The organism is Flagellimonas sp. L-11 (assembly GCF_056857735.1).
This window is the reverse complement of record NZ_JBSXNR010000067.1, coordinates 1-12,843: the sequence shown is the minus strand read 5'-3', so window position 1 is coordinate 12,843 and position 12,843 is coordinate 1. Positions and strand designations below refer to the sequence as shown.

Annotated in this window: 12 protein-coding genes; 5 read left to right on the top strand and 7 right to left on the bottom strand. The window is 37.3% G+C overall.

All coding sequences use genetic code 11. From position 1 onward, the window contains the following. Positions 1 to 106 precede the first annotated feature (106 nt). The 4 genes from istA to AC13CC_RS11990 all read left to right on the top strand — a co-directional run bounded on the left by istA (position 107) and on the right by AC13CC_RS11990 (position 3,637). The gene (gene istA, locus AC13CC_RS12005; protein WP_482876097.1) at positions 107 to 1,633 is read left to right on the top strand and encodes an IS21 family transposase; all 1,527 of its coding nucleotides are present in this window, start codon (positions 107 to 109) and stop codon (positions 1,631 to 1,633) included. Between the two features lie 10 nt (positions 1,634 to 1,643). Further along, positions 1,644 to 2,372 (top strand): IS21-like element helper ATPase IstB, encoded by a 729-nt coding sequence (gene istB / locus AC13CC_RS12000; protein WP_482876096.1) that lies wholly within the window; start codon positions 1,644 to 1,646, stop codon positions 2,370 to 2,372. Between the two features lie 88 nt (positions 2,373 to 2,460). Continuing rightward, positions 2,461 to 3,216: an IS21-like element helper ATPase IstB gene (gene istB / locus AC13CC_RS11995; protein ID WP_482876094.1), complete on the top strand. Its 756-nt coding sequence runs from the start codon at positions 2,461 to 2,463 to the stop codon at positions 3,214 to 3,216. 73 nt (positions 3,217 to 3,289) lie between these two features. Continuing rightward, positions 3,290 to 3,637, top strand: coding sequence for a DUF559 domain-containing protein (locus AC13CC_RS11990; RefSeq protein ID WP_482876092.1), 348 nt, complete (start codon positions 3,290 to 3,292; stop codon positions 3,635 to 3,637). Between the two features lie 318 nt (positions 3,638 to 3,955). On the opposite strand, the gene AC13CC_RS11985 is transcribed toward AC13CC_RS11990, so the two are convergent. The 7 genes from AC13CC_RS11985 to AC13CC_RS11955 all read right to left on the bottom strand — a co-directional run bounded on the left by AC13CC_RS11985 (position 3,956) and on the right by AC13CC_RS11955 (position 11,282). Further along, positions 3,956 to 5,164 (bottom strand): phospholipase D family protein, encoded by a 1,209-nt coding sequence (locus tag AC13CC_RS11985; protein WP_482876090.1) that lies wholly within the window; start codon positions 5,162 to 5,164, stop codon positions 3,956 to 3,958. 974 nt (positions 5,165 to 6,138) lie between these two features. Then, entirely contained in the window at positions 6,139 to 6,618 is a 480-nt protein-coding gene (locus AC13CC_RS11980; protein ID WP_482876088.1) for a hypothetical protein, read from the bottom strand. A gap of 20 nt (positions 6,619 to 6,638) precedes the next feature. Continuing rightward, complete coding sequence (locus AC13CC_RS11975) at positions 6,639 to 7,625, bottom strand: HIT domain-containing protein (protein WP_482876086.1); 987 nt, start codon at positions 7,623 to 7,625, stop codon at positions 6,639 to 6,641. Positions 7,626 to 7,808: 183 nt separating this feature from the next. After that, a complete protein-coding gene (locus AC13CC_RS11970; RefSeq protein WP_482876084.1) occupies positions 7,809 to 8,336 on the bottom strand; it encodes a toxin-antitoxin system YwqK family antitoxin in 528 nt (175 codons plus the stop codon). Positions 8,337 to 8,348: 12 nt separating this feature from the next. After that, positions 8,349 to 8,840, bottom strand: coding sequence for a hypothetical protein (locus AC13CC_RS11965; RefSeq protein ID WP_482876083.1), 492 nt, complete (start codon positions 8,838 to 8,840; stop codon positions 8,349 to 8,351). 51 nt (positions 8,841 to 8,891) lie between these two features. Continuing rightward, positions 8,892 to 10,658 (bottom strand): restriction endonuclease, encoded by a 1,767-nt coding sequence (locus AC13CC_RS11960; protein WP_482876081.1) that lies wholly within the window; start codon positions 10,656 to 10,658, stop codon positions 8,892 to 8,894. 30 nt (positions 10,659 to 10,688) lie between these two features. Next, positions 10,689 to 11,282, bottom strand: a complete 594-nt coding sequence (locus AC13CC_RS11955) for a recombinase family protein (RefSeq protein WP_482876080.1) — start codon at positions 11,280 to 11,282, stop codon at positions 10,689 to 10,691. A gap of 559 nt (positions 11,283 to 11,841) precedes the next feature. Between AC13CC_RS11955 and AC13CC_RS11950 the strand changes: the two genes are divergently transcribed. Next, the gene (locus tag AC13CC_RS11950) at positions 11,842 to 12,450 is read left to right on the top strand and encodes a tetratricopeptide repeat protein (RefSeq protein WP_482876079.1); all 609 of its coding nucleotides are present in this window, start codon (positions 11,842 to 11,844) and stop codon (positions 12,448 to 12,450) included. Positions 12,451 to 12,843 lie beyond the last annotated feature (393 nt).

Below are 12,843 nucleotides of genomic sequence, written 5' to 3'. Positions count from 1 at the left end.
ATTCCGTTTCAAAGCGGACAGCTGTTCCGGGGCAAAACGGACACTTTTCCCATCTTAGAGCCATTAACTTTTAAAGGAAGGGATAATGGCCAACAATCCGATAGGTATGAGAGAAGTACGCGAACTATTACGATTATATTTCAAACAAGGGCTCAGTGGCCGCAAAGCGGCCCAGGTGGCCGGTATCGGGAAAACTGCCGCAAGCCAGTATATTGCCGGTTTCAAAAGCAGTGGAATCTGCATTTCGGCAATCTCCGGGATGAACGACAGTGAACTCATCAACCTGATCAACATCAGGAAGAAGACACTGAACCCGCGATACACGGCCTTGGAAAAACTATTTCCCGACTTTGAAAAAGAGCTTAAGAAAGTTGGTGTCACCCTGCAGCTGCTGTGGGAGGAGTATAGGCAAACGCACAGGGATGGCTATGAATACAGCCAGTTCTGCCACCATTATCACCATTGGCGCAAGGAGAGCAAGGTCAGCATGCATATGGAGCATAAGGCCGGGGACAAGCTCTTCGTGGACTTTACGGGCAAAAAGCTTTACGTTACCGACCCGGCTACCGGGGAGCGGGAAGCCTGCGAGGTATTTGTCAGTGTGCTGGGCTGTAGCCAGCTCTGTTATATTGAAGCGGTCCCATCACAAAAGAAAGAGGACTGGATCACCGTCAACCGAAATGCACTTCGGTTTTACGCAGGAGTCCCTGCAGCCATCGTACCGGACTGTCTGCGCTCTGCGGTGAGCAGATCCAATAGATACGAGCCTGACGTAAATCAGACCTATCAGGATTTCGCCGCCCATTACGGGACGGTGATATTACCGGCAAGGGCTTTGCATCCGAAAGATAAAAGTCTGGCCGAGAACTTTGTGCGATTGGCCTATCAGCGTATCTATGCCCCTTTGCGCAACGAGGTCTTCCACTCCATCGAAGAACTCAATCAGGCTCTTTGGGAAAAGCTCGACCAACACAACCAGAAAAACTTTCAGCATAAACCCTACAGTCGGCAAAGCCTTTTTGATCAGGTGGAAAAGCAGGAACTAAAACCCTTGCCGACTACCTCCTATGAGTTGAAACACTTCTGCCAGCTCAAGGTCCAATACAATCACCATATTTATTTAAAGGCCGATAAGCACTACTACAGCATCCCCTTTAAATATACCGGCAAAAAGGTAAAGGTCATTTATACCCTCTCCAATGTGGAGGCCTATTATAATAATGAAAGGATTGCCCTGCACCGGCGAAACCGTAAGCCCTATGGCTATACCACTAAAAACGAACACCGTCCCGCCCATCACCGGTTCCAGGCCGAATGGACCTCGGAACGGTTCATCGGATGGGGCCGTTCCATAGGACCTGAAGTAGAGCAGCTCATTGCAAAGATACTCGATAGCCGTCCCCACCCGGAACAGGCCTACAGAAGCTGTATGGGACTCTTGAACCTGGCGAAGAAATATCCTAAACCAAATTATCGCAAAGCCTGTAAAAAAGCCCTTGAAATGAATTGTCCGCAATATAAGTTCATCAAGAATATGCTCAAGAACAAGACTTTCGATGTGGAAGAGGAAGCGCTTGAACTGTTCCGATTGCCCACTCATAATAATATACGAGGAAAGGAAAACTTTAATTAAATCAATACTTATGAATACAAATGCAACCTTTGAAAAGTTACACACGATGCGATTGCACGGCTTTGCACAAGCCTATCGGGAAATTACCGAAAGCACCCAGGAGAAGAACTTCTCGCTGGACGAATGTATCGCCCACCTTATCGAGGCCGAATATGAAGACCGCTACAACAAGAAATTAAAGAGGCTGATCCGACAGGCCCGCTTCAAACAACAGGCCTCCTTTGAACAGATCAATTTTCATCGGCCCCGGGGCATGGACAAAAATATGCTGCTCCGCCTACAACAGGGGGACTGGATCAAAAAGTCAAGGGACCTGATCATTACGGGGCCGACCGGGGTAGGGAAATCGTTTATCGCCTGTGCTCTGGGGTTCCAGGCGTGTGCCCAGGAACTCAAGACCATGTATTTTACGGCCAATAAGCTCCTGGACCGAATGAACCTTGCCAAGGCGGACGGCAGTTATTTTAAGTTTATGGATAAAATAGCCAAGACAAAACTGCTTATCATCGATGACTTTGGCCTTAAACAGATCGATCACAAACAGTGCAATATGCTATTGGACCTTGTGGACGAGAGACACGGAAGTTCTTCCACGATCATCACCTCGCAATTACCCGTGAAATCCTGGTTCGACTGCTTTAAGGAACCAACGGTCGCCGACGCTATCCTTGATAGATTGACCAACGGTTCATACCGCATAAATTTAGAGGGAGAATCCATGAGAAAATTTAGAAAATAAGAGCAAAATATTTTTAATTAACTTGAGCAAAATTTTAGAAGAAAAGTGTCCGTTTTGAAACGGAACGCCTGTCCGCTTTCAGCGGATTATGCAGCACACTGAAGAAATTTTAAACTATTGCCGTCAATTAAGAATTGGGGGGATAGCAGACCGGTTCAATGAAATCATGGAAAAATCCGAAAGCAATAGCATAGGATACCTAGAATTCACCCTGGAACTTTTGAGGGCGGAAGCAGCACATCGCCAACAAAACGATGTAAAAAGAAGAAGAAAGCTGGCAGGATTGCCCAGAAAGAGTGACCTGGATGGCTATGACCATAGCTTTGAAAACGGAATGTCCAAGACCAGGATCAACCAACTCCGGGAACTTAACTGGTTGGACCAGGGATATAATCTGATGTTGATGGGGCCTTCCGGGGTCGGAAAAACCATGTTGGCCGGTGGCCTTTGTGCAGATGCCATTGAAAAAGGCTATAAGGCTTACTTCAGAACTATGGAAGAACTGGTGAACGTTCTGAAACTAAAAGAGGTTACCCGGTCCGCCCTGGCAGATTACAAGCGCCTTATAAAGGCAGATCTCATCATTATTGATGATATTATGCTGTTCCCAATGGAAAAAAACATGGCACTGGCCTTGTTCAACTTTATCAACCAGGTTTATGAAAATACCTGTTTTATTATAACAACCAATAAGATGGCCACGGACTGGGCCAGAATGTTGGATGATGAAGTGCTGGCAACCGCACTTTTGGACCGATTATTGTTCCGTTGCGAGGTGATCAATCTCAGTGGTAAAAGTTACCGGTTAAAGAACAGAAAAACTTTTTTTGATAATGAAAATTAAACAATGTACTTTTAAATAATCGTGTACTCTTGTTGCCAAAAACCGTGTACTCCAACTTACCAATTATTGTGTATTGTTACTTACCGACTACATCTGGCTTTATTTGCGGTTAAAGGAACTAGGCGCAAAACCTTTTCTAAACTTGAAAGACGGACATAAAACTGTTGATATTGCGATTCAACACGCCAAAATTCATATCGAAGTTGATGGGTGTCAGCATAACCTCCAATCGAATCAGGCAATGAGAGACCTACAGAGAACTTTCCATGATTTGGAAAAGGATATTTATACCATACGTATTCCAAATTCCTTGGTAAAAGACAACCTATTTGAGTGTGCTGATTATTTAATTCGGATAATTGAACTTAGAAAAGGTTATTCCATGGTTTCTAGGAAAAAGAAGAGAAAGCCTCAATTGTAATTTTCCCGCATATTCACAATTAGTAGCATCTTTTCACACTTAGGGCATTCGAAATCGATTACATCAGAATAAACCTCATTAAATGCTTCTATAGGTTTGCCTTTCCAACCACAGCTACATTTTAGAATTAAACTGTCTTTTGTTTTATCGAATTCTCTTGAGTGCATTTGTTTTGCCATATTATCTATCAGATTTTGTCATGTATTAGCGTGTTAAATGGATATTTATAAGTTGTGTCCTGCGTACATGTCTCTTACAATGCAGGACTAATTGAAACATTACCAGCCTATGCACAGAAGATGAATTCTTTATTCATTTTTACTCCTCATAGTATAATGAGTCTAAAAAAGCAGCTCTGAAATTGTTTACACTTTTTTCTATTCTATCTTTCGGTTTTGGATTAACCCACCATTCAGAATCATAAATCCGTTCAATTATCTCATCCCAATATCGATTATAATCCAGTCCAGATTTTATAATCTCAAAGTCTTTACAAAGAGCAGACCTGTTTTTACTAGCAAGGCAAACAAAAGTATCAGGTCTTTTCATTGCGAGAAGTCTTGTTGCCGTTCCTAAATAATTTCCGTTAAATGTTTTTTGGTAAGATTCAAGAAAACGTTGATAATGATTTTTTGTAATCTGACCAGACAAAGGGATTTCATCAAGGGCATTTGAAATATTTATATCGTTTTCTGCAATTCTATTTTTATAAATCCCAGCTCCTTTCATACTTCCAAAATACTCCCATTTAACATCCTTATCAACCCTTAAATTATTTGGAATCCCTGCAATAAATTTTCTCTCATCATCTTGTAATTTTTTAAAAGAATTAACCCTTTCAAATAGTGATTTGGCAATTTTTAAAACTTTTAAACGTGAATTAAACGATTGGTACGGGTCATTATACACTTTTCTAATAAATTCTTTCCAATCCATATTTGCCACAGGAACTAAATAAATTGGCTTAGTCCCACCCTGTTTCTTATTTCTTACATTACCATAATTGCCTGAAAGGCTATTGATTTTCCGTCTGTGGTTTTTCCAAGTATTTCGATAGTTATTTAATTTATTCTCATCAAAAATCTTTGATTCTCGCCAGACCTGATTGATGGTATCAAAAATGTTTGAAAGAACTTTGTCTGAATCTTTATCTTTTGAACTTATTAATGTTGAAATCTCTGTATTTAAATTAAATGCGGCTTGTGTGAAGTTTGCACTACCAACCAAAACTTCCCAATCTTTTTCTGAATTATAAAAAAGAAATAGTTTGGGATGGAATGTCCCTTCAGGTTGCATTATATATCTTACATTCTTGTTATCAAGGAAAGTCTCTATGAAATCAGGATGCGTTTGATAAAAATGTATTCCTACTAATATCCTTTTTATTTTATGTTGATTATCAGTCAGCTTCTGAAACGCAGAAGATGAACTACTTGCCCATGCAGTCAACCAGTAATATTGTTCATATGTACCCTGAAGCCTATGGAATTCTTTTTTTAATGTTTTTGAATCCGCTATTAATTGCATTTTGTATTATTTTTTTTGGTTGTCTGATTGCTAACAGCAAGAGATGTTTTTACTGTTTCCAAGATAATTAGGGATATTTAAATTTAAGGATTTAAGGAATAATAGTTTTTATTTAAAATTGGGAGTCAGGGTTACTGTTTGTTATGGGAACAGCCCCATCAAAAAGAAAACCGAATCTAAAAAGTACCCCACCCCATAAAGAATAGTATAAGAATCGAGTTTTTAACCCAAATTGATTAACAAATTGTTCGGGAATGAGTAGCTAGTTCTGCATAAATTGATAGTTAAATCGACAGATTTGGTTTATACCGTTCAGTATGTAAAAAACCTACAAACCATAGCTGAAATACTGTTTGTACAATTCCTCTTGTCTCTTTCAGAGTAAGGGATTCACTAGTTTTCACAACTATACATTCCCATTACAGGACTGCAAAGTTTGAGGGGGGGGGTAAAGCAAAAAAATAGATGTCGTAACTTTGTAAAACAAATAACAACAGGTAAAAATGTTGTTCGTTGCCTTGGATTTTTGTGGCTAAATACTGTCTTTGTCAGGTGTAACGTAAAAAATTGGTGTCGTCCCCACAATTAAGAGCAGATAGGGAATTGGACGATTGGCAGGTGCAAGGAGAACGCCACCGCATAAACGCAACCTTCGGACAAGTGTTTAAGTTTCTCCAAATCTCATCAATGTTGAATGTGTTGTAGATGAGGTCGAGGTGACGCTGGGCAAGTTACTTTACTGTTCATGGTGTCATTACACCACCAATGTCTTCCATGGCGAAGCTGTATCCAGTTCTAGCTAAGGGGCATATTGGTTACCTTCGGTTCTACTTGGCAAGATACTTAATAGATACACTATATATAAAGTTAAACTGTTTTTTCGACTTCTTTCCAGCAGCTACTTGAAAAGATTGTCTGATATAGGCAAACAGCCATTTAAACATGCTGAATTAAGGTTGGCTTCAGGTGAATTGTTAGTTCTCTTTATGAGTTCGTTCATACTCTTCAAACTCTTCCTTTGAAACCTCATTTCCCATAACATAATAACTGTCAATAGAATCCCAAAACCATATAATGCCATGTTTCTCTCCATTTACCCAATTAATTCTCCAGACAACTTTTTCTCCATAAATATCATAGATTAAATTAAGCCCATGACGCTTACCATTCTTAAATTCATTGGTGGAAACTAAACTCTCACCATTATAGAACTCTGTTTTGCCTTCCGTTTTCCCATTGACCAAATCAACAAGTATATACTGAGAAGTTTGTCGTCCTTCATCATCCATGATAATCTTATACTTACCATTTAACTTTTCACCATTTAACTTAACAACCACCGAGGTTGAATCCTCCGAAATCAGTTTTGTTAGTTCGGAGAAGTTCACTTCTTTGTATTCCTGTGAATAACTAGAAAAGCAGATAAGGATTATTATGTGTATTGTTTTTTTCATATTGAAAAACAGCTATTGCATTAACTAGTTTGTGATTTGTAGTCTCCTTTACCTACAAACACATTTCTTACTCCTCCAATAGGGTTGTCAACATCTTTTTGTCTTCTAGGTATCAGATGCATGTGACAATGAAAAACTGTCTGACCTGCATCCTCACCAACGTTAAAACCAATATTGAAACCAGAGATGCTAGGGTCTTCACTTGATAGTTTCTGTTTTAGTTTGTGAGTCAATCGATTGATTGCATTTAACTCTGGTTGGGACAGTTCAAAATAGTCAGCACAATGTCTTTTGGGTATAATCAAAATGTGTTTTGAGGTAACAGGGTATTTATCATAAAAAGCTACAGCCAGTTCATTTTCAGTAATAATGTCTCTGGAGATATTACAGAAAATACAATCTGATTGGCGTGTTTCATATTTGACATCTAGATTCCTAAAGTCAGTTTCATCAGTATCTCTTTTATTGGCATTACAAGTATAGCATAACGCTTGGTAATTATCTATGGAATCCTCACCGCCATTGTTTTTAGGCACAATGTGGTCTACTTCTAATGCTTTTTCTTCCTTAGATATACCACACAGCTCACATCTTCCATCAGCACGTTTTAATACTACATAACGTATAGAACCAGAGACAGCCTTTCTATTTCTTCTCCTGTGTTCCCAAATTTGATTACCTCTTTTTCTTATATAGTCACTAATCTTTAAATCACAAAGAGCAATCAGTTCTTGAACCTCAGCAGAAGACAAAGAGTCATAACTATTTAGGGTATAGATGTTCTTGTCTTTTTTTGCTACTTCATTTTTACGAAGCACTCTTCCCACCATATTATTGGTAATTCCCTCATAATACTCAACCTGTGAGAAGTCATAACTTAGAATGCTTTGAGCAATGGTCTTTTTATGGGCAACACCTCCATTTTCCAAAAGCACTTTTATCATGACAGGCTGATAGATGTGGGACATGCTCATTTTGTTCTCAATGAAGTCTTTTAGTCTACTCATTTTGTGAAAATAATGAATTGATGTTTATAAGGTTGCCATAGGAGATAACATTCTTTTTTAGAACTTTAGACCTGTTTGGTTACCTATAACATTATGGGTTTCCCCATCAATTGGAAAACGGAATCTAAAAGCACCCCCACCCTTTTTCCCTAAATTAGAATAAAGAATCTTAGTAAAAAACAACTAGTTCTGCTGGTTGGTTCGTTCATACTCTTCAAACTCTTCCTTGGTAGCTTCTTCTCCCATTATGTAATATCTATTACCCGTATCCCCATACCAAGTTAGTCCGTGTTTTTTTCCATCTTTCCAGTTAATTTTCCACATCACATATTCACCAGTATTGTCATAAACAGTATTAACCCCATTTTGTACCCCATCTTTAAACTGATTTATGCCAATCAATATTCCATCAACGTAGTACTTTGACTCACCTTCCGTTTTTCCATCAATAAATTCTGCAATTGTATATCTGGGAGTAGGATGTTTGCTGTCATCATATAAAAGCTTGAATTTTCCATTCAAAGGCTCATCATTTGCCAGAACTATCATGGTAGTTGAGTCTTTTGTTATTATAAAGTCCAATTCCGACCATTTCAGTTCCTTAACCTGTTGTGAATGACCAATTGAGTAAGTAAACATAAAAACTACTAACAATTTTGTGGTTGGTTTAAATGGTTGAGTTAGTAGCAACAAATATTTAAGGATAAGCATGAACTTTAATTTTTATTCAGAAAACAAACCTGACAAACAACGAGTAACTGCAATCCTTATATCATCAGCTTCTGTTACACCCTGACCTTCTCCAGTACAAGAGCAGACAAGTTCACTTGTTAGAGCTGAAATAAGCTGTATGGTAACCTCGATTGTGTAACCACTAGCTACGTCTCTTCTTCCACTTTCTCCATAATTCACTACCATTGTCTCATCTATCAAATCTGGCTTTAGTTCCGTTAACCTGATAAATCCTTCTTTTGTTAATATTCCTGCGATAACATCACTCGGGTTAACACTTTTACTAGAGGAATAATATTGTCCATCAATTGTAGTGCCAGAACTCGATGTTAAGCTATTGGTTGGCGATATGTAAACGTATTTATAGTCTGATGAGTTTCCCTTTTCAATAATGGTCACAGGTTCAAGGGTGGCAGGTTTAATTGTTGTACAGCTAGCAACTAAAATGCTGATAATTGCTGATAATGCGATGACTTTTTTCACTTTAAGGGTTTTTTTGATTAAAGCAGGCTTGGTATATTGACAAATACATGACTATTTCAGTTGTTCTCTAGCCTCTTCAATATTAATTCTAGCTTTATAACCATGTTTTTCTAGAAGATAAAGTAATTTCCCTCCATTAATCAATGTTAATGGTTTGTCCTTAGCAAATTTGAAGGAATCTGACCCATAATCTGAAGTTGTAACCAAGATACCTTTTGTAGCCCCCTCATTGACAACTGTTCCGTATAAATCCCTAACGGACGAAACTCCAACTATGTTGGTATATCTTTTAGCTTGTATAATTATCTTTCCACCTCTAATTGGGTCAGGGTCAAAAGCAATAGCATCAACTCCTCCATCCCTACTAGACTGTGTGACCTTTACTTCCCCATTGTTATTTTTAAATTCCTTTTCAAATATTTCCCTTATCAAATGCTCAAAATCCTGCCAATCCATAGCAGCTAAATTGGTGGATGAATTAACGGCTATGTCCCTTGATTCAATAAATCTATTATCTGTTCTTTCAATGGACATAATCGGCTTGACAGGAGTCAAATTGCTAATCTTGTGGGCTGAAATTCCTTTAAGTTTCTTGAAGCACTCCTTAGGGTCTACCTCAGGGAGGTTGATTTTAATAAACTCATTCTTGTCACAAACAACTGAAAGAATGCAAGCTTTTACTGGATGTCCAGTTGCTTTATCAATGGTTTTAGACCATCCGTTAAATACAATAGTACTTACAGCATTTATTTTATCAACCTTGAAACAAACTCGAATTAAATCCAATACAATACTATAGATAATTTCGCTGTATAGTTTTTCCAATTCCCTTGGTGAATAGTTTATTTCTTTATGCTCATTTCTGGTCTTAATATATCTGAACTCTTTGACCTTTGGGAGGTGTTCTATTGATGGTAGCAAATATTCAACTATTAATACATTGCCATCATTCTGATACTCAATATCAATTGATTTAGTGAAATGGGGGTCATAATTGATTTTGTCTAAAATCAATTGGTAATAGACTTCTATTGAATTACCTTTCTGTGTTGAATACTTAGTTCTTAATGATTTAATTTCGCTGTTGTTTCGCTTTTGTTCTTGATTAAATTTTTTGTAGTCAGAATCCCAAAGAATATGCTTTTCTTCATACATTTCAGTCAGCACATCAATCTGGGTGTCAACTTCTACTTTGGACTCTTCAAAGACCTTTTCTAATATAATATTGTATTCATTCTTTTTATCTTGAATTTCATCGTTCAAGTAGATATTGTCGGGATTATTTAAATTAAAATATTTTGGTTTTGTTAGAGCAAATAATGTTTTGAGGTTCTTTGGCATCGTTAATTTGGGGTCACTCAAATTATACTGCGAATAATCATAAAACAAATCCCAAATACTTTCAACTGTTATGGTTTCTTCTTTTAATATATTTTGAAGCTTTTGGATTGCATTTACTGGGTTGTATTCATTTTGTTTATTCTTAACAGCTTCAATATCAAATTCAAGCAAATCTTCCTTTAAACATTCTATTTTGTACAATATCCTATGCTTTTCCTCTTCAATTTCATTCAATTTGTGTTCAAATTGCTCCTTATGAGACGCTAAGACCTTATTTTGGATTTCCATTTTATCCATTCTTTTAGCGTCCCTATACTTGGTATACTTTATCAATCCATAAACCAAAAGAACCGCACCAATAAGTATCCCTAATGGTAGTAAATTGTCAACTACAAAACTGAAAATTCTACCTAGAATAAAAACAATAATGGCAAGAATTGCCAAGAATCCGAAGAATGCATCATCTTTTTTAGCCATGCTTAAATGTAGGGATTTTCTACTGATAAGTTACTCATCTTTCATGAGCCTTGTGACTTTTTGAACAGTTCCTATACTAACATCACATAGTTTGGCTGTGTTCCTTATTGAATGCCCTTCCTTTAATCGCTTTTGTACATTTGAGTACTTGGAAAGGAAAACATCTTTTGGTTCGCTAGAGCCTCTTAAACGTCCTTTATATCTTCCTTTTGCCTTTGCTATTGCAATTCCTTCACGCTGTCTTTCCAGAAGTGTCTCACGCTCCATTTCTGCGATATTGGCAAGAACAGATATTATTAACTTGAATGCAGAATTAGGCTTTCCCTTGACCATTGATTCAATTCCAAGATTGTCCACTTTTACCGTGACACCGTTTTCTTCAAATGTTTTTAAAGTGTGTAGAATGTCAAGCAGATTTCTGCCTAATCTATCTATGGCGTTTACCGATATATAATCGATTTTAGAATCTCTTACGGCTTCCAACAGCTTCCTTCCCTGTTCTCTTTCGTCAAATGGAATAGAACCGCTTAAAACGTCTAAGAATAGCTTTTCATTCGTGCTATTGTTTAACTGTCGTTCATACTTTTGGTCTGGTGTACTGATTCTTACATATCTAGCCTTCATATTCAATTTGTTGAGGTTATGCAGCTAACTTGTAACAATAATAGGGTGGGTTCAAATAATACAGTTGTATGTCAGGTTATACTCGGTGAATGGAGTTTGTTGTCGTATCATGGATAGGGTATAGTCTAATATTATTAGCCTTTAATGTCGGTCAAAAACAATTCATGTGAGTTGTCTGATTTTGTCATTATCAAACTAATCGCAATATCTTTATTAATGGAACGTTGAGATTAAATGTACTTTTTCATCAATCAAATCAAAATCAACAAGAAGGAATTTCACCTCACTTTAATGGGTACAATACCGCTGGTCTCTTTAGCATCCTTCTCGAATGAAGAGTTATATATTTGCAAGGGGGAGTACAGTAAAAAATATCATTCACTAAATCCTGTAAGGGACTTTCAAATTGTTCAACAAATATTTACAAAGTAGGAACAGATGAAGCAAAAAGATTAGGACGTACTCTATGTGGTTGGGAAGATTAATAGACTGTGATAGAAGCTCTTTGTCCTTTAAAAGGATTATGTTATGAAATAGTCATATAAATGAAACGGTCATAATGATAAGAAGAACCACTTTTATATTAGTAATTGGAATTTTAGTTAGTACTTCAAGTTACTCCCAGATTGATAAAAAGTTAATCAAAAGAGAAATTGATTCTTTGACACTAATTATTGACAGATGTCTTAATTGTGGTTATGAGTATTTCGTTAGGGCTAGAAAGCAGAGGATTTTAGGTAATGATATGGAGGCTATGAAAGATTTCGGTAAGTCAATCGAGATTGGAGTTGAGTATCCTAAAATTACTTTTAGACTTGCGGAGCGATATAATGAAAGGGCTTATCTAAAGATGGACTTAAAGGACTTTAGAGGGGCAATAGCAGATTTTGACGCAGCAGTAGAAACACAAGAGGGATGGGCAAGCTTGTGGACAGAGGTGTTTTTTGGACGAGCATACAGTAAGACCAAACTTGGCGATTTAGAGGGGGCTGCGGAGGATTACAAAAAGGTATTGATACATTCGCATGATGATAAAGTAACTTACCATAACTTGGGATTAATAACCATACAGTTAGGGGACAAAGAAAGAGGATGTAAGTATTTGAGTAAATCAGGAGAATTGGGATATTCACATGCCTACGAAGCAATTGCTCAATTTTGTAATTGAAAAAGTCCTTATATGTAGGAATCTAAACAGCTAACGCTTATTGAGAGATAAGATGTTCTCTAGGTCTTTAACCAGTATTTTATAAGAGGATTCTCTTTTTTCAGAAGGTGCAAACTCACTGTCAAATGCCCTAAATGATTTATCCAAATACTTTGCTGCCAAATAGAGGTAATCAACACTTGGTTCAAATTCTAAAATTACAGGATGTTTAAGAAACTTATGTAATGGATTAGAACTAACTTTTAAATTATAAGGACTATCTCATAAAGTGTGTAAATAGAAAATTAGCGGGGGCATGCCCCCGCTAATTTTTTGTCTAATTTTAAATATTTGCACATTATGAAGAAAGAAGAATTGTTCAACGACGATTTCCTGAAGCAGTTCAAATCGGGA